Annotated in this window: 16 protein-coding genes and 1 pseudogene; 7 read left to right on the top strand and 10 right to left on the bottom strand. The window is 72.9% G+C overall.

The features are described 5' to 3' along the window. Positions 1-199: 199 nt before the first annotated feature. From AB0C22_RS29175 to AB0C22_RS29195, 5 genes are all read right to left on the bottom strand, one after another. Positions 200-3,394 (bottom strand): UvrD-helicase domain-containing protein, encoded by a 3,195-nt coding sequence (locus AB0C22_RS29175; protein ID WP_357538133.1) that lies wholly within the window; start codon positions 3,392-3,394, stop codon positions 200-202. Positions 3,395-3,521: 127 nt separating this feature from the next. Continuing rightward, positions 3,522-4,769, bottom strand: coding sequence for a metallophosphoesterase (locus AB0C22_RS29180; RefSeq protein ID WP_357538135.1), 1,248 nt, complete (start codon positions 4,767-4,769; stop codon positions 3,522-3,524). Positions 4,770-4,781: 12 nt separating this feature from the next. After that, positions 4,782-5,027 (bottom strand): MoaD/ThiS family protein, encoded by a 246-nt coding sequence (locus tag AB0C22_RS29185; protein ID WP_088643614.1) that lies wholly within the window; start codon positions 5,025-5,027, stop codon positions 4,782-4,784. Position 5,028: 1 nt separating this feature from the next. After that, positions 5,029-6,042, bottom strand: coding sequence for a GTP 3',8-cyclase MoaA (moaA, locus tag AB0C22_RS29190; protein ID WP_357538137.1), 1,014 nt, complete (start codon positions 6,040-6,042; stop codon positions 5,029-5,031). After that, a complete protein-coding gene (locus AB0C22_RS29195; RefSeq protein WP_357538139.1) occupies positions 6,039-6,953 on the bottom strand; it encodes a fructosamine kinase family protein in 915 nt (304 codons plus the stop codon). Before AB0C22_RS29195 ends, moaA begins: the two co-directional genes overlap by 4 nt. Before the next feature lie 153 nt (positions 6,954-7,106). Here AB0C22_RS29195 and AB0C22_RS29200 point away from each other — a divergent pair, with 153 nt between their 5' ends. After that, complete coding sequence (locus AB0C22_RS29200) at positions 7,107-8,153, top strand: DUF4192 domain-containing protein (protein ID WP_357538141.1); 1,047 nt, start codon at positions 7,107-7,109, stop codon at positions 8,151-8,153. 384 nt (positions 8,154-8,537) lie between these two features. On the opposite strand, the gene AB0C22_RS29205 is transcribed toward AB0C22_RS29200, so the two are convergent. From AB0C22_RS29205 to AB0C22_RS29215, 3 genes are all read right to left on the bottom strand, one after another. Then, positions 8,538-8,729 (bottom strand): DUF397 domain-containing protein, encoded by a 192-nt coding sequence (locus tag AB0C22_RS29205; RefSeq protein ID WP_219465334.1) that lies wholly within the window; start codon positions 8,727-8,729, stop codon positions 8,538-8,540. 146 nt (positions 8,730-8,875) lie between these two features. Beyond that, positions 8,876-9,070 (bottom strand): DUF397 domain-containing protein, encoded by a 195-nt coding sequence (locus tag AB0C22_RS29210; protein WP_219465332.1) that lies wholly within the window; start codon positions 9,068-9,070, stop codon positions 8,876-8,878. Continuing rightward, positions 9,058-9,804 (bottom strand): helix-turn-helix transcriptional regulator, encoded by a 747-nt coding sequence (locus AB0C22_RS29215; protein ID WP_219465330.1) that lies wholly within the window; start codon positions 9,802-9,804, stop codon positions 9,058-9,060. The genes AB0C22_RS29210 and AB0C22_RS29215 overlap by 13 nt, the downstream gene beginning before the upstream one ends. A gap of 414 nt (positions 9,805-10,218) precedes the next feature. Between AB0C22_RS29215 and AB0C22_RS29220 the strand changes: the two are divergent. Together AB0C22_RS29220 and AB0C22_RS29225 are read left to right on the top strand one after the other, a co-directional pair. Continuing rightward, positions 10,219-10,398: pseudogene (locus AB0C22_RS29220) on the top strand (hypothetical protein); the annotation flags it as partial. A 170-nt stretch (positions 10,399-10,568) separates the two neighbouring features. After that, a complete protein-coding gene (locus AB0C22_RS29225; RefSeq protein ID WP_219465329.1) occupies positions 10,569-10,823 on the top strand; it encodes a flavin reductase in 255 nt (84 codons plus the stop codon). 291 nt (positions 10,824-11,114) lie between these two features. Here the strand turns inward: AB0C22_RS29225 and fdhD are convergent, their stop codons facing one another. Continuing rightward, on the bottom strand, positions 11,115-11,969 hold the full coding sequence (gene fdhD, locus AB0C22_RS29230) for a formate dehydrogenase accessory sulfurtransferase FdhD (protein ID WP_219465327.1): 855 nt from the start codon (positions 11,967-11,969) through the stop codon (positions 11,115-11,117). A 221-nt stretch (positions 11,970-12,190) separates the two neighbouring features. On the opposite strand from fdhD, the gene AB0C22_RS29235 reads away from it, so the two are divergent. The 3 genes from AB0C22_RS29235 to AB0C22_RS29245 all read left to right on the top strand — a co-directional run bounded on the left by AB0C22_RS29235 (position 12,191) and on the right by AB0C22_RS29245 (position 14,564). Continuing rightward, a complete protein-coding gene (locus tag AB0C22_RS29235) occupies positions 12,191-12,988 on the top strand; it encodes an NTP transferase domain-containing protein (RefSeq protein WP_357538145.1) in 798 nt (265 codons plus the stop codon). Next, positions 12,985-13,281, top strand: a complete 297-nt coding sequence (locus AB0C22_RS29240) for a DUF6457 domain-containing protein (protein ID WP_219465323.1) — start codon at positions 12,985-12,987, stop codon at positions 13,279-13,281. Before AB0C22_RS29235 ends, AB0C22_RS29240 begins: the two co-directional genes overlap by 4 nt. A gap of 170 nt (positions 13,282-13,451) precedes the next feature. Then, positions 13,452-14,564: a YbjN domain-containing protein gene (locus tag AB0C22_RS29245; protein WP_219465322.1), complete on the top strand. Its 1,113-nt coding sequence runs from the start codon at positions 13,452-13,454 to the stop codon at positions 14,562-14,564. 133 nt (positions 14,565-14,697) lie between these two features. On the opposite strand, the gene AB0C22_RS29250 is transcribed toward AB0C22_RS29245, so the two are convergent. Next, a complete protein-coding gene (locus AB0C22_RS29250) occupies positions 14,698-15,156 on the bottom strand; it encodes an Lrp/AsnC family transcriptional regulator (protein ID WP_208565114.1) in 459 nt (152 codons plus the stop codon). A 59-nt stretch (positions 15,157-15,215) separates the two neighbouring features. Between AB0C22_RS29250 and ddaH the strand changes: the two genes are divergently transcribed. Further along, positions 15,216-16,049, top strand: coding sequence for a dimethylargininase (ddaH, locus tag AB0C22_RS29255; RefSeq protein WP_357538147.1), 834 nt, complete (start codon positions 15,216-15,218; stop codon positions 16,047-16,049). The last annotated feature ends 73 nt before the right edge of the window (positions 16,050-16,122 follow it).

Consider the following 16,122-nt stretch of genomic DNA (forward strand, 5'->3'; position numbering starts at 1 on the left):
GATCAAACGCTGCCTCAAGCGCTACATCGCCCGAGACCTCTACCGACGCCTCGAAAACCCACCCCACCCACTTGACACGCCATAGGAGCGTCCGGCCTGTCGGGCCGGCTGGGGCGGGCGGGCAGCAACGTCACGCATCAAGCGGTATCAGCGCGGGCGGATACCGCTGCGGCGACCCCGTAGGTCGGTCGACGGACAGTCAGATCAGGCGGAGCTGCCGGTCCTTGGGTCGGCGTGGCTCGGCCTCGCCGAACCGTTCGAACAGCCCCGGGTCGACGACGTCCAGGAACGGCGACGGTCGGCAGTCGCGTTCGGTACCGTGCCGGACCCGGCGGGCGGCGTGGCTGACGTAGAGCCGGTCCTGGGCGCGGGTCAACCCGACGAAGAACAGCCGACGTTCCTCGGCGATCGCGTCGTCGTCCGGTGTCGAGCCGGGCCAGCGCAGCGGCAGCAGACCGTCCTCCACGCCGACCAGGAAGACCACCGGGAACTCCAGCCCCTTCGCGGCGTGCAGGGTGAGCAGGGTGACCGCTTCGGCGCGCGGGTCCAGTGCGTCCACCTCGGCCCCGGTGGCGAGCTGGGAGAGGAAGAGTTCCAGGTCGTCGCCGCAGCGTCGGGCCAGCGGGGTGAGCAGGTCGACGGCGGTCCGGACGTCCTCGGGGCGGACGGTGCCGGCGGCGTCCAGGGTGGGGGCGGCGAACCGTTCGGCGAGCACCTGGCCGGCGAGCCGGACCCGGGCGGGCAGCCCACCGGCGGGACCGTCGGCGTGCCGCAGTTCCCGGGCGATCGCGAGGACACCGGGCCGGTCCCGGAGCCGGTCGTGGGACCGCTTCTGCACCGGGATGTTGGCCCTGGCCAGCGCGTCCACGATCGGGGCGGCCTGCGCGTCGGTGCGGTAGAGCACCGCGATGTCGGAGAAGGACAGGCTGGTGGACCGGCCGTCGATGCGCCCCGAGTCCAACGACCGGTGGGAGAGGCCGCCGACCAGGTCGTCGACGGTGCGTACCACGAAATCGGCCTCGTCGGCGACGGACGCCGCCGGGTAGCGGCCGACCAGCGGGGCCTCCGGGTCGAGCCGGGCCGGGTCGAGCCGGCGGCCCCGGACCAGCGACGACGGCGCGATGGCCTGGACGGCGGCGGCCAGGATCGGCGCGGACGAGCGGTAGTTGCGGTTGAGCCGGACCAGCCGGGCGTCGGTGAAGTCCTCGGAGAACCGCAGGAAGTAGCCGACGTCGGCACCCCGGAACGAGTAGATAGCCTGGTCCGGGTCGCCGATCGCGCAGATGTTGCCGTCGGCGGGGCTGAGCAGGCGCAGCAGGTCGTACTGGACGGGGTCGACGTCCTGGTACTCGTCGACGAAGATCCACCGCCAGCGTTCCCGGTATTCCCGGACCAGCTTCTTGTCGCCCTTGAGCAGTGCGACCGGCAGGGTCAGCAACTCGTCCAGGTCGACCAGGTCCTGCTTACGCAGCAACGCCGTGTAGCGGGCCGGGTCGTCGCCGGCCTCCGTCCGGGCGGCCGACCGCTCGGCGTCGTCGGCGATCCGGAACCCCTCCGGCAGGCCGGCCGCGGCGGCGTTCTCCCGCAGGATGGCCAGCCCGAGCGAGTGGAAGGTGCCGACGGTGACGTCCTCGGCGACCGGGCCGAGCAGCCCGTCGAGCCGGTGCCGCAGCTCCTCGGCGGCCCGCCGGGTGAAGGTGATCGCCAGGCACTGCTCGGGGAAGACGTTCAGCTCGGCGCAGAGGTAGGCGATCCGGTGGGTCAGCGTGCGGGTCTTGCCGGTGCCCGGCCCGGCCACGATCAGCAGCGGGCCGCCGGGCGCGGAGGCGGCCACCCGCTGCATTGCGTCCAACCGGTCGAGCAGGCCGGTACCGACCTCCTCCATCCCGGCGAGCATCGGCTCGAACGGCTCGTGCGGCGAGGGGGTCGAGGCGATCGGTGGCGGTGGCGGGGTCGGCGCGGGCTTCGGCTTCGGCTCGGCCTTCGCCGCCGCCGGCCGCTTGGCCTTCGGTTTCGCCGCCGGCTCCGTCGGCCTGCGCTGCGCCGGCACCGGTACGTCGAAGAGCGTCTCCTGCCCCGACCCACCGGCCCCGCCCAGCTCGGCCGGGTCGAAGAGGGTGATCACGCCGTACTCGCCGTCGTAGCCGGGGACCCGGCGCACGTCGCCCCGGCGCAACCGGCCGATGCCCTCGGCGAGCAACTCCCCGCCGACCCGGCCGATCTCGTCGACCGGGGTACGGGTGAGGATCTCCAACTCCGGGCCGAGCGCGGCGACCAGCTCGTTGAGCTTGCCTTCGACCTTCTTGGACCGGGGCCCCACCTTGTTGATCTCACCGAGGATCTCGGCCAGCGGCACCAGGTGGGTCACCTCGCGGGCGTGCTCGGGGCGGTGCCCGTCCGGCCGGTCGGCCAGCTCCTCGATCCGGCTGAGCACCCCCACGGTCAACGGCTTGCCGCACTCCGGGCAGCGCCCGCCGGCCGCCCTGGTCCGCTCCGGCGACCAGTTGACGCCGCAGAGCCGGTGCCCGTCGGCGTGGTACTTGCCCTCCTCGGGGAAGAACTCGATCGTCCCGGCCAGCCCGTCACCGGTCCGCAGCGCGTCCCGGATGGCGAAGTAGTCGCGGGCCGACGAGAAGACGGTGGCCTCCCGGGCCAGGGCCGGCGGGGAGTGCGCGTCGGAGTTGGAGACCAGCCGGTAACGGTCCAGGCTGCCGACCCGCCAGTTCATCGCCGGGTCGGAGGAGAGCCCGGTCTCCACCGCGAAGACGTGCTCGGCCAGGTCGGCGTAGCAGTCGGCGATCGCGTCGAAGCCGGACTTCGAGCCGAGCGCGGAGAACCACGGTGTCCAGATGTGCGCCGGCACCAGGTAGCCGTCTTCACTGGCGTCGAGGGTGATCTCCAGCAGGTCCCGGGAGTCCAGGCCGAGGATCGGCCGGCCGTCCGAGCCGAGGTTGCCGATCCGGCCCAGCGCCGTGTTGAACCGGGCCACTGCGTCCAGGTCGGGCAGGTAGATCAGGTGGTGCACCTTGCGGGTCCGGTCGTCCCGCTTGTAGATGGTGGAGATCTCCACGCTCAGCATGAACCGGACCGGGTCGGCCTCCGCCGAGTCGGCCAGCCGGGGTGGCAGCCGCCGGGCGATGTCCGCCTCGGCCTCCGGGCCGAGCCGGTACAGGCCAGGCTCGGCCGGTTGCAGGGTTTCCCGCAGGTGGTCGTACCAGGCGGGGTGGGTGAAGTCGCCGGTGCCGAGCACCCCGATGCCCTTGCGTCGGGCCCACCAACCGAGGTTGGGCAGGGTGAGATCGCGGCTGCACGCGCGGGAGTACTTCGAGTGGATGTGCAGGTCCGCGACGAACGGCGGGACGCCACCAGGGGGAGCGGCGCTGAACGGAGGCACGCCGCATCCTGTCACGGCCGGTCCACTACCCGCCTGCCGCCACGCGTACGCGTGAGGAGGGCAATCCGGTGCTGGACTACCGCGGCCGGACGCGGTATGAGCCGGGCTCTCCGTCCATCCGGGCAGGTCACGGGGCGCGCAGTTCGACCAGGGTCACCTGCGGCGGTGCGCCGACCCGGACCGGGGGACCCCAGAAACCGGCCCCGTTGGTGACGTAGACCTTGGTGCCGTCGATTTCACCGAGCCCGGAGACCACCGGCTGTTGGAGCTTGACGGCCAGGTTGAACGGGGCGAGTTGACCGCCGTGGGTGTGCCCGGACAGTTGCAGGTCGACGCCGAACTTCGCCGCCTCGTGCACGGCGATCGGCTGGTGGGCGAGCAGCACCACGGGGCGGTTGACGTCCCGGCCGCCGAGCGCGGCGGTGAAGTCGGCAGGGCCGGCGACGCCGGTGCCGTCGGCGGTGACGTCGTTGATCCCGGCCAGGTCGAGCACCCCGCCCCGGGCCTGGATCTCCTGTCGCTCGTTCTGGAGCACCCGCAGGCCGAGCCGGTCGACCTCGGCCACCCATTCCTCGACCCCGGAGTAGTACTCGTGGTTGCCGGTGACGAAGAAACTGCCGTAGCGGGAACGCAGGTCACGCAGTGGCTCGGCGGCCTCGCCCAGCTCGGCGACCGAGCCGTCGACCAGGTCACCGACGACCGCGACCAGGTCGGCGTCCAACCGGTTGATCATCTCGACGATCCGCTCGGTGTGCACCCGACCGCGTAGCGGACCGAGGTGGATGTCCGACACGGTGGCGATGCGCAGCCCGTCCATGCTGCGGGGGAGCTTCGCCAGCGGGATGCGTACCCGGTCGAGCTGTGGCGGTCCCAGCGCGGTGCGGACCCCGTACCCGGTGATGCCGGCGGCGGTGAGCCCGGCGAAGATGGCGGCCCCCCGGGCGAGCAGCAACCGGCGGGACTCGTCGTGGTCCGGCCGGTCCACGGCCTCGGCGGCCGGCGGGTCGGCGCTGCCGGCCGCACCGACCAGCGCCGGTTCCGGGGCGGCGGTGGTGGCCTCGGCGGCGGTGCTGCGCCGTCGCAGCACCAGCCGGGTCACCGCCATCGGCACTTCCAGCACCACCAGCACGATCAGCAGGTAGAACATCACCGCGAGCCAGAGGTAACCGGGCCAGGCCAGCCAGAACGCCCCGGCGATCTGGGTGCCGGCCATGGTTGCCGGGACGAGCACCGCCAGGAGTAGGGCGACGACCGTGCCGACCCGGCGCCACCGGCCCGGTCCGGTGGTGTCCTTGACCAGCCGTTTCCACAGGTAGAAGTGGATCAGGCCGGTGACCAGGGCGAGCGTGCCCACGAACCCCAGAATCGCCAACACGGCAGCCCTTCCTCAGCCGCCCGCGAAGGGAGGCAGCACGTCGATCGTGGCCCCGGCCGGCAACGGCGTCTGCCGATCATGGCAGGCGACGCCGTCGACCAGGAAACTCGCCACCTGGAGCACCGCGGCCAGCCGGGGGCCGTGCCGGTGGGCGAGTTCACCGAGGAGTTCGTCCAGCGGCCGGCCGGCGGAGGCGGTCTCCTCGCTGCGGCCGGCGGCGGCCCGCGCCCCGGCGAAGTACCGGACGGTGAGGTCCACCTCAGCCTCCGATCGCCGACATGGGCCGGACGGGTTGCAGGAAGGTCGGGTCGTCGATGCCGTGCCCGGCCCGCTTGACCACCGTGGCGGCCTGCCAGCGGCGGGCGAGGTCGGCGTCGTCCGCGCCGGCCCGCAGCGCGCCCCGCAGGTCGGACTCCTCGGTGGCGAACAGGCAGTTGCGGAGCTGGCCGTCGGCGGTGAGCCGGGTGCGGTCGCAGTCGCCGCAGAACGGCCGGGTCACCGTGCCGATCACCCCGACCCGGGCCGGTCCGCCGCCGACCAGCCAGGTCTCGGCCGGGGCGGCGCCCCGGTGCGCCGGGTCGGGGGTGAGGGCGAAGTCGGCGGCCAGCGACGCCAGGATCTCGTCGGCGGTGACCATCGTGGCCCGGTCCCAGCCGTGCTGGGCGTCCAGCGGCATCTGCTCGATGAACCGCAGCTCGTAGCCGTGGTCGAGGGCGAACCGCAGCAGCGCCGGTGCCTCGTCGTCGTTGACCCCGCGCATCAGCACCGCGTTGATCTTCACCGGGGTGAGCCCGGCGGCGGCGGCCCCGGCCAGCCCGGCGAGCACGTCGGCCAGCCGGTCCCGCCGGGTCAACGCGGCGAACCGGGCCGCGTCCAGGGTGTCCAACGACACGTTCACCCGGTCCAGCCCGGCGTCGCGCAGCGCCGGGGCGAGCCGGTCCAGGCCGAGACCGTTGGTGGTCAACGAGATCCGGGGGCGGGGGGTGAGCGCGGCCACGGCGGCGACGATGCCGACCAGCCCCGGCCGGATCAGCGGCTCGCCCCCGGTGAACCGCACCTCGGTCACCCCGAGCCGCTGCACCGCGACCCCGACCAGCCGCACGATCTCCGCGTCGGTGAGCAGCTGCGGCCCGGCCAGCCAGGGCAGCCCTTCGGCCGGCATGCAGTAGGTGCAGCGCAGGTTGCACTTGTCGGTCAGCGACACGCGCAGGTCCCGGGCGATCCGGCCGTACCGGTCGACGAGGACGCCGGCGGTCGTCGGGGCGGCGGTCACCCGTCGACCGTAGCGCGGCCGACGCCCCGCAGCGCCGCTCGGGCGGCACCGACGACCGCATCGCGGTACGCCCCGCCGAACAACGCGGTGTGCACGAGCAGCAGGTGCAGTTGGTGCAGCGGCACCCGTTCCCGCCACCCGTCGGCCAGCGGCCACGCCTCCCGGTAGCCGGCCATGATCCGGTCGAGGTGCGGCGGACCACCGAAGAGCGCCAGCTGGGCCAGGTCCGTCTCCCGGTTACCGCCGTGCGCCGCCGGGTCGACCAGCCACACCCGGTCGTCCGCGCCCCAGAGCAGGTTGCCCGGCCACAGGTCGCCGTGCAGCCGGGCCGGCGGCTCGTCGCCGCCGAACTCGCCGACCCGCGCCACCACCTGCTCCACCAGCGCGGCGTCCGGGCCGTCGAGCGCACCGCCGTCGACCGACATCCGCAGGTACGGCAGGAGCCGCCGCCGGGCGAACCAGTCCGGCCACGGCCCGTCGTCGGGGGTGTTGTCCTGCCCGAGGGTGCCGATGAACCCGGGCCACGCCGCCCCGAACCGGTCGGCGCCGGCCCGGTGCGTGCCGGCCAGCTCCCGACCGAACCGCTCGGCCGCGTCGGGCGTCGGCTCGCCGGGGTCGACCCAGTCGAGCGCCAGCAGCTCCGGCAGCGCCACCACCACCTCCGGTACGGCCACCGCGCCGGCCTCGCGCAGCCAGCGCAACCCGGCGGCCTCGGTGTCGAAGAAGCCTTCCGGCACCGGTCGACCGGCCCGCTCCGGCCAGGTCTTGGCGAAGACCGAGTGGCCGTCGTCCAGGGTCAACCGCGAGGCCGCGCAGCTGTCCCCGCCGGCCACCGGGGTCTCCCGGATGCGCTGGTGGGTCAGGAAGGTGGGCAGGTGCTCCGGGTGCGCCCGCAGGTACGCCAGGTCCATGAGCGCAAGGTAGCCGCTCGGACCGACCCCGGTGGGCCGCGTCGCCTCCCGGATCGCGGTGACCTGCACGACTACCGTCCGTATCTGTGGATAACCCGCGTGTCGTCCACAGGGCCTGTCGAGGATGTTCCCGCCCGCCGCAGGCTGCCGGACATGAACGCGACCGACCGCCCCCGGCTCACCGTCCGCTCGCCCGCCGACCTGATCACCGCCGTGCCCTACCTGATCGGCTTCCACCCCGTCGACAGCATCGTGGTGGTGGCGATGCGGGGCCGACGGATCGTCTTCGCCGCCCGCGCCGACCTGCCCGAGTCGGGCACCGACCCGGCCCTGCCGGCGCGACATCTCGGCGACGTGATCGGCCGGCAGGACGCCGAATCCACCACGGTCATCGGTTTCGGCCCGCCCGAACGGGTCACCCCGGCGGTGGACGCCGTTCGGTCGGCGCTGGACGACATCGGGCTGCCCGTGCTCGACGCGCTGCGGGTGACCGACCGCCGCTACTGGTCGTACCTCTGCGAGGCGCCGGACTGCTGCCCACCCGACGGCACCCCGTACGACCCGGAGGCCAGCCAGGTCGCCGCCGCCGCGGTCTACGCCGGTCAGGTGGCCCTCCCCGACCGGGCGGCGCTCACCGCGCAGGTGGCCCCCGCCGAGGGCGTCGACCGGGTCGCCCTGCGCCGAGCCGGAGACCGCGCCGAACGACGCCTGCTGGGCCTGCTGGAGGCGGCCCCCGCCACCGACGAGTTCGGCGAACGGGCCATCCGCAGGGCCGGCGTGGCAGCGGTACGGCAGGCCCAACGTCGGCACCGGCGCGGCGACCGGCTCACCGACGACGAGCTGGCCTGGCTGACCCTGCTCCTGACCCACCTGCCGGTACGCGACCACGCGTGGGAACGCACCGACGGGCGCGAGGAGGACATCGCCTTCTGGAGCGAGGTGCTGCGCCGCACCGAGGAGGAGTTGGTCCCCGCCCCGGCCTGCCTGCTCGCCTTCGCCGCCTGGCGGGCCGGCCAGGGCGCGCTCGCCGCCGTGGCGCTGGAACGGGCGCTGAGCCTCCGCCCCGACTACACCCTCGCCCAGATCCTCGACGACCTGCTCCGGCGCGGTGTACCACCGTCCGACCTGGACGGATGGCCGGCCGTGACCGAGCCGGGAGTGCTGCGCCGCCGTCGTCGCCGACCCCGCCGGCCCCGCTGACTCGGCTGCGTTGTCTCAGCCGTGCTGAAACTCGGCTGTGCTGTCTCGGCCGTGCTGCGAGCGGCACGGCGCTTCGGCCTTCCCCTCTCGCCACCCGGGACTACGGCGTCCTGCCGGTCGGGGGTATGTGTTCGCCGAGATGAGTATGCCCAGCAGTCATATTCATGCCTCTGAGTCATAAGGCTGTCGGTGGCATGTTGTCGGGCAGCCACGGTCGACCGGTGACGACGGCGGCGAGACGGTGAATCTGGCCCGATCGTGGCGACGGACGCCCAGGCTCTCCATCGACCGGGTCGGGTAGGTCGGGGGCGGGAGACCGGGTCGTCCCCTGACGCGAAGTGCCTGCCCCAAGCCTCGGGGCAGGCACTTCGTCGGGCAGCTCGGTCAGGCGCGATCGGCCAACCCGGCGACGAACGTGCGCCACGAGGTCGGGGCGAACGTCAGGGCCGGCCCGTCCGGGTCCTTGGAGTCCCGCACCGCGACCGCGCCGGGAAGGTTGCCGGCAACCTCGACACAGTTCCCGCCGCTGGTCCCACTTCGGGTGGACTTCCGCCACTGCGCATCAGTCAGGTCCATTGGTCCGCCACCTCTCGCAGGTAATCGGCCAGGCTGCTGTTATCCCGGCTGATGGCTCTGGTTCCGCGTCATATCGCCTGACTCGGAAGGGAAAGAATGCTCCTGCGGTAGGCCGACGTGGGCCCGGTCCACGGTGGACCAAGGGGTCAAGCTCGATCAATCAGCCCGGCGACGAACATGTGCCATGCCGTCGGTGTGAACGTCAGGGCTGACCCATGTGGGTCCTTGGAGTCGCGGACCGCGACCGTTCCGGGAAGGTTGTCGGCGACCTCGACACAAGCTCCACCATTGGAGCTGCTGCGGCTGCTCTTACGCCAGCGCGCCCCGGTCAGCTCATCCATGATCGTGCCCTCAGAAATTCGATGGTCTGGTCGCGCGGCAACGCTACCGACCTGACTGTATCCCAGACCTCCCAAAGGGAAGCAACGTCCTTGGTGATGCGTCCTGCGGCCTGATCGTCCAGATAGCCGACCTCTTCACCCTCCGGTGTGTTCGCGATGATGAACGGTCCTGCCTGACCTGGATGAAGTCCGGCGCGTAGCGGCAGGACGTGGACCATCAGATTCGGTCGCTGGGCAAGCTCTACCAGGTGGTCCAACTGGGCATTCATGACGTCTGGGGTTCCCCGGCGTAGAGCCGCCTCGTCGATCACGAACACGAGCAAGGGCGGCCGTGCTCGGTTGAGCACGACCGCCTGCCGTTGTAGGCGAGATTCCACGTGATCTTCGGCATCGTCGGCGAGCGGGCCGCTGGCGATGATGGCGCGGGCGTAATCAGGGGTCTGGAGTACGCCTGGCAGGACGGCATTCTCGAACCACCGCAGGCCGGACGCCTCCCGCTCGATCTCGGCCCACGGTCTGAACCATGCCGGCTCGAGCTTCTTCAGAATGTCCGGCCAAAGTTCCTCAATGTCCTTACGCAGGATCTCGGCAACCTTGGCGCGGTGGCGCGTTTGGGGAATCCGTCCCTGGTTCACCCACCGGGCTGCCGTCTTCGGATCAACTCCGATCTGAGAGGCGAGGCTTTCGGCGGTCTCGCCAACCGCAGCCATCGCTCTCTGAACTGCCCGATTCATCCACGCTCCTCCGAGTGAACGTCCCGAATGTCTGCGGTACAGACTGCTACGCGGTGTCATCGATCCGCAACCCTGGGCAAGGTCTATTCGGGGCGGCGCTGTCGGTAGTGGTCGAGAGCTGGCGACGGCGTCTGCCGGAGGGGCCGTCCCGTGGGAGGGCGGGACGGCCCCTCCTCCACGTCGACGCAGAGGAGACCCCGTGCCCAGGGAGAAGCCGAAACCCGAGCAGAGCCCGAAGCCCGTACCCGACCCGACGCCCGTACCCGACCCCGGACCGCCCGCGCGCCCGATCGTGCCCGGACCGATCGGGCCGTTCGTTCCGCCGTACCGGGGGCCGGGGCGGATGACCGGCGTCGTGCCGACGCACCGCTGGGCGTTCAGCCGGAACCAGGGGCCACGGTGACTCCGCCGGAGATCAGGTCGGGAGACGTGCTGCACCTGTCGCGTACCGCCAGCGTGCAGTTCATCCGGCCGATCACGGTCCGCGTCATCCGGGTGCTGACCGACTGGCACACGTACGACGGGTGGGTGTGGATCGATGCGTACCAGCTGAATGCTGTCGGCGACGCGGTGCGGCGGCGGACCCTGTTCCTGATGCCGGCGGGTGCGCGCCGGCCCGCCCCGCAGTCGGACCGCGCCCCCACCCGGACCGTCCCGGCTCCCCCGGCCCGGCGAGGTGGGGCGACGGTCTCGCGGCGGGGGATGGCGGTCCCCCGGGACGCGCGGCCCGGCCGGGGGCGGGCGTCCCGGTCGGCGGGGACACCGTGACCGGGCCGCTGCCCGGCCGGCACACGCCGCTGCGGCCGATCTGGTTGTGCCGGGTCGATGCGAACCCGTGGCCGTGCGGGGCGGCGAAAATCGCCCTCCTCGCCAGGTACGACGGCGACCGGCCGGGCCTGCTCGCCCTGCTGGCCCGGTTGTCGACGGAGGCGACCGATCATCTGACGCAGCTCGACAACGGTCGCCAGATCGACGTGACCGACCGCTTCCTGAGCTGGGCCCGCCCGCCGGGTCGTTGATTCTCCCCGCCGGTCCGGGTCGGCGCAGCAGGCCGGCGCTGCGCGGGTTCCTCGCCGCCTCGATCGCGGTAGCGGGGCTCGGCTGTCCATCGATTGTGGAGAGTTGTTGCTGCCCTGGCGACAAGAAATCTCCACAATCCTCGCCCCACTCCCACCAACCCCGTGCCGGGCCGACCGCACCGCCGACGCCGCGCCAACCGCACCGCCGACGCCGTGCCGGGCCGACCGCAACGCCGACCCCGGTGGGGCCGCCGGTCGCGACACGGGCAGCGATCGGATCCCCATGAGAGATCAGGATGTGACGCGGTGCGCGCCGGTGTAGACGTTCATCGTCCGGCCGCGCAGGAAGCCCACCAGGGTCAGGCCCGCCTCGTCGGCCAGGTCGGCGGCCAGGGTGCTCGGGGCGGAGACCGCCGCCAGCAGCGGTACCCCGGCCATCCACGCCTTCTGGGTCAGCTCGAAACTCGCCCGGCCGGACACCATCAGCAGGTGCCCGGCGAGCGGCAGCCGCCGTTGCCGCACCGCCCAGCCGATCACCTTGTCCACGGCGTTGTGCCGGCCGACGTCCTCGCGCAGCACCACCAGCTCACCGTCGGGGGTGAACAGGCCCGCCGCGTGCAGGCCGCCGGTGCGGTCGAAGGCACGCTGCGCGGCGCGCAGTCGGTCCGGCAGCTCCGCCAGCAGCTTCGCCGGCACGGTGAGCGGGTCGTCCGCGACGGGAAAACGGGACCGGGTACGCACCGCGTCGATGCTGGCCTTGCCGCACACCCCGCAGGAACTGGTGGTGTAGAAGTTGCGTGTCGGGTCCGTCTCCGGTGCCGGCACACCGGGGGAGAGCACCACGTCGACCACGTTGTACGTGTTCGGTGTCTCCGCCCCGGAGCAGAGCTGGGCGGTGTGCACGTCGGCGTCGCTGCGGATCAGCCCCTCGGTCAGCAGGAAACCGATGGCCAGGTCGAGGTCGTCACCGGGGGTACGCATGGTCACCGCCAGCGGGCGGCGTCGACCCGGGCCACCCGGACCGACCCGGATCTCCAGCGGTTCCTCCACGGCGAGCGTGTCGGGCCGGCGCAGCGCCACCCGGGCGTCGTCCGCCGCGTCGAGGTCGATCCGGAGCACGCTCCGCCGGTCAGTGGCCCGTCCCATCCCGCCATCCTGCCCCGCCCACCCGGCCTCCCGCACGGTGACCACCCTGGCTGCGCGGTCGCATGCTCGGCCGGTGACCCCGTCGGCCTGCCGGGTGCCCGTCCGGCGGGGCACCCGGTGCCGGCGCCGGCGACCGTGGAACGCGACAGGATCGACCGATGAGGGCAGTGACCGGATCATGATGCCGGGCCGGGTGGGAGCCAAACCGCTACCGTGACCGGATGACGGCGTACGCGGCGGTGGTGCTGGCCGGTGGTGCGGCCCGCCGGATGGGTGGGCGGGACAAGCCGGCGGTGCCGGTGCACGGGCTGTCGATGCGCGACCGGGTGCTCGCCGCCGTTGCTGACGCCACGCCCCGGGTGCTGGTCGGGCCGGGCGGGTCGCTGCCGGTCGACGTGCTGGTGACCCGGGAGGAGCCGGCGGGCGGTGGCCCGGTGGCCGCGACGGCGGCCGGACTGGCCCTGCTCCACCCGGGTACGACGGTGGTCGCCCTGTTCGCCGCCGACCTGCCGCTGCTCACCCGCCCGGCCGTCGGCGTGCTACTCGACGCGCTCGCCGCCGAGTCCGGCCCGCAGGCACCGGACGGCGTCTGTCTCCTCGACGACCGGGGCCGGCGGCAACCGTTGTGCGGGGTGTGGCGGGTGCCGTCGCTACGTGCCGCGCTGGCCCGCGTGGCCGCCCGCCGATCCGAGGCCGCCAAGGCCGCCGGGAGTGTCGGGGCTGCCGGGGTCGCGGAGCTGCCCGGGACCGCCGGGGCTGCCAGGAACGCCGAGCTGCCCGGCAACGCCGAGCTGCCCGGCAACGCCGAGCTGCCCGGAAGGGCCGGCGGGACCGGGGGCGTCCGGGTTGTCGGGCGGGCCGGCGGCGGGGGAGCCGAAGCCCTCGCCGGGGCGTCGATGCGGGAACTCCTGGGTGAGCTGACCGTACGCGAGTTGGTCTGGTCCGCTGCCGGCCCGCCACCGTGGTTCGACTGCGACACTGACTCCGACATTCGCCGGGCGGAGGAGTGGACGCGATGACGGTGCTGGACGACTGGGTGACGGCGGCCTGCGCCGAGCTGGGTCTCGACCCGGCCGAGGTGTCGGTGCCGACCGTGCTGGACCTGGCCCGGGACGTCGCCCACCAGGTGCTGCGGCCGGGTGCGCCGGTCACCGCGTACCTGCTGGGGGTGGCGGTCGGGCGCGGTGCGGACCCGGCAGCGGCGGCGGCCCGGCTCAGCGGACTGGCCGCCCAGTGGCCGGTGGAGCTGGGCGGCGAGCGCCCCGACCGGCTGGCGTCCGAGGTCGGCCGGCAGGCACCGCCGGCACCCTGAGCGGCCCGGCAATGACCGTCGCGGCCGGCTGACCGGCCGCCCCACCGGTGATCCCGTCACGTCGTGATCTCTCGCCGCCACGATCGTCGGCGACGGTGTCCGATGCCGGTCGCGGTGGATTCGTTCTCCGGCCCGCCTGGGTAGGGTGACCTTGACGGACGGAGGCGATCATGACGGCGGACCACCCCTCGAAGCCGACCGGTGATCAGCCCGGCACCTCGCCGGCGCACCACGACCACCACGAGTCGGTCCTGCTGGACGAGCCGAGCACGGCCGATCTGCGGGCCAAGGTCACCGAGGCGTGGCGGGAGTTCGCCCGGGCGCTGGCCGCGCGGCTGCGTGAGCTGCCCGCCGGGGCGCAGCTCGAACTCACCCTGGACCCGACCGCCTCCGGCACGGGTGACGCGGTCTATTCGATCAGCGTGAGCATCGACGAGGGGGGCCGGATCTCCGCCCGGGCGGTGGGCAACGCCACCCTGCCGCAGGGCTTCCGGCTGGACCGTGCGGCGGTGGCCGACATGATCGCGCTCGGCTGGTCGCCGCCCGGCGTGGTGGCGGGCTCCGGCGAACACTTCGGCCTGGACGGGGTGGCCGACGACGCCAGCAAGCTGGCCGGGCTGCTCTCCCGCACCCTGCGGGACGTGTACGGCGCACCGCACCCGGCCTTCCTGGTCTATCTCAGCCAGGACGCCGAGGGTGAGTCGTTGCCGATCGAGGCGCTCGGCACCGCACGCAGCGAGTTCGGCCCCGACCAGGACGTCGAGGCCGACCTCGACGAGGCACTGGCCGCTGCGGCGAGCGCGCAGAACGGTGAGCAGGAGGTCCTGGACCTGCCCGAACGGGTCCGCACGGTGGTGTCGACCATGCTGAAGTCGACCTCCGACCACCTTCAGATCGACTCCGACGGCGACATCAACATCCGGGCCGGGTCGGCGATGGTCTTCGTCCGGGTGCGGGACAACCCGCCGCTGGTCGACGTCTTCTCGCCGGTGCTGACCGAGGTCGAGCCGACCGAGCGGCTGTACGTGAAACTCTCCGAGCTGACCAACCGGATGCCGATCGGCCGGTTGTACTGCGCCGACGACACGGTGTGGGCGTCCATCCCGGTCTTCGGGCGCAACTTCCAGGCTACCCACCTGATGCTGGCGGTGCAGGTGATGACGGGGCTCGCCGACGAGTTGGACGACCGGCTGCACGGTGAGTTCGGCGGGAAGCGGTTCTTCGGCGAGGGTGACAAGCCGGGCCGGGGCGACAGCGAACACCGCACCGGCATGTACCTCTGATCCTCCGCCCACCAGACAACCGCGCCGCCGCCGCCGGCGGCCTGCCGCCGCGCTGCTGCCCGGCTGCTGGCTACGCCGCCGGGTACGGCCCGACCGGCCCGACCGGCCCGACCGGCATGGGCGGCGCGGGCGGTCAGGGGGTGGACGGGCCGACGCCGGGCGACTCGACCAGTCGGGACAGCACGATGGTGCTCCGGGTGGAGGTGACGAACGGCTCCGCCCGGAGCCGTTCCAGTGCCTCCTCCAGGTGGGAGATGTCGGCGGCCCGCAGGTGCACGAGCGCGTCGGCCTCACCGGAGACGGTGTAGGCGCCGACCACCTCGGGGTGCCGGCGGGCGGCCACCCCCAGCTGGGTGGGTGTGGTCCGGCCGGCGCAGAACAACTCGACGAACGCCTCCGTGGTCCAGCCGACGGCGGCCGGGTCCACCACGGCGGTGAAGCCCCGGATCACCCCGGTGGCCCGCAGCCGGTCCACCCGTCGCTTGACCGCAGGAGCGGAGAGTGACACCCGGTTGCCGATGTCCGCGTACGAGGTTCGGGCGTCCGCCACGAGCAACGCAATGATTCGCTGGTCGACCGCGTCTATCTGCAACGTTCCGCCTCGTGGAAGCAATGGTTGTGGCTGTTACCAACGTTCTACGCTACCTACCCTTGGTGACCGTGAACCAGCAGCGCGCCCCGCGAAAGCGGACATATCTGATGTGTGCCCCGGAGCACTTCGCGGTCGAGTACGCCATCAACCCGTGGATGGACGTCACCGTCGGCGTCGACGTGGCACTGGCGGTCAAACAGTGGGACCGGCTGCGGGACACGCTGGTCGGGCTCGGGCACGAGGTGCACGTGCTGACCCCGCAGGCGGGGCTGCCGGACATGGTCTTCGCGGCCAACGGTGCCTTCGTGGTGGACGGGACGGTCTACGGCGCGCAGTTCAAGCACGAGCAGCGGGCCGCCGAGGCCGCCGCGCACCGGGCGTTCTACCAGGAGCACGGCTGGCACTTCATCGCGCCGAGCGAGACCAACGAGGGGGAGGGCGACTTCGCCTATCTGCCGGAGGCGCACGGCGGGCTGATCCTCGCCGGGCACGGGTTCCGCACCGAGTTGCCGGCGCACGCCGAGGCGCAGGAGGCGCTGGGCCGGCCGGTGGTGTCGCTGCGCCTGGTCGACCCGCGTTTCTACCACCTGGACGTGGCGCTCGCCTCGATCGACGACGGCAACGTCGCGTACTTCCCGGGGGCCTTCTCGGCGGCCAGCCAGCGGGTGCTCACCCAGCTCTTCCCGGACGCGGTGCTCGCCGACGACGAGGACGCGTTGGCCTTCGGCCTGAACCTGGTCAGCGACGGGGCGAACGTGGTGCTCAACAGCGAGGCGACCCGGCTGGCCGGGAAGCTCAAGGCGGCCGGGTACACCCCGGTGCCGGTGGAGTTGGCCGAGCTGAAGAAGGGCGGCGGCAGCGTCAAGTGCTGCATCGCCGAGCTGCGCCCCTGACCGCCGCGCCCACCACCACGCCACGGCCTGCCCTGACCGGTGCCATGCCGCGAAGGGCCGACCCCGCCACGGC

Origin of the sequence: Micromonospora sp. NPDC048894 (assembly GCF_040649765.1) — a bacterium.
Taxonomy (GTDB): Bacteria; Actinomycetota; Actinomycetes; order Mycobacteriales; family Micromonosporaceae; genus Micromonospora; species Micromonospora antibiotica.

Coding starts and splice junctions, on each gene's coding strand:
- AB0C22_RS29195 (WP_357538139.1), bottom strand. CDS start 6,953: ATGGACCTGGCGTACCTGCGGGCGCACCCGGAGCACCTGCCCACCTTC.
- AB0C22_RS29200 (WP_357538141.1), top strand. CDS start 7,107: ATGAACGCGACCGACCGCCCCCGGCTCACCGTCCGCTCGCCCGCCGAC.
- AB0C22_RS29205 (WP_219465334.1), bottom strand. CDS start 8,729: ATGGACCTGACTGATGCGCAGTGGCGGAAGTCCACCCGAAGTGGGACC.
- AB0C22_RS29210 (WP_219465332.1), bottom strand. CDS start 9,070: ATGGATGAGCTGACCGGGGCGCGCTGGCGTAAGAGCAGCCGCAGCAGC.
- AB0C22_RS29215 (WP_219465330.1), bottom strand. CDS start 9,804: ATGAATCGGGCAGTTCAGAGAGCGATGGCTGCGGTTGGCGAGACCGCC.
- fdhD (WP_219465327.1), bottom strand. CDS start 11,969: ATGGGACGGGCCACTGACCGGCGGAGCGTGCTCCGGATCGACCTCGAC.
- AB0C22_RS29235 (WP_357538145.1), top strand. CDS start 12,191: ATGACGGCGTACGCGGCGGTGGTGCTGGCCGGTGGTGCGGCCCGCCGG.
- AB0C22_RS29240 (WP_219465323.1), top strand. CDS start 12,985: ATGACGGTGCTGGACGACTGGGTGACGGCGGCCTGCGCCGAGCTGGGT.
- AB0C22_RS29245 (WP_219465322.1), top strand. CDS start 13,452: ATGACGGCGGACCACCCCTCGAAGCCGACCGGTGATCAGCCCGGCACC.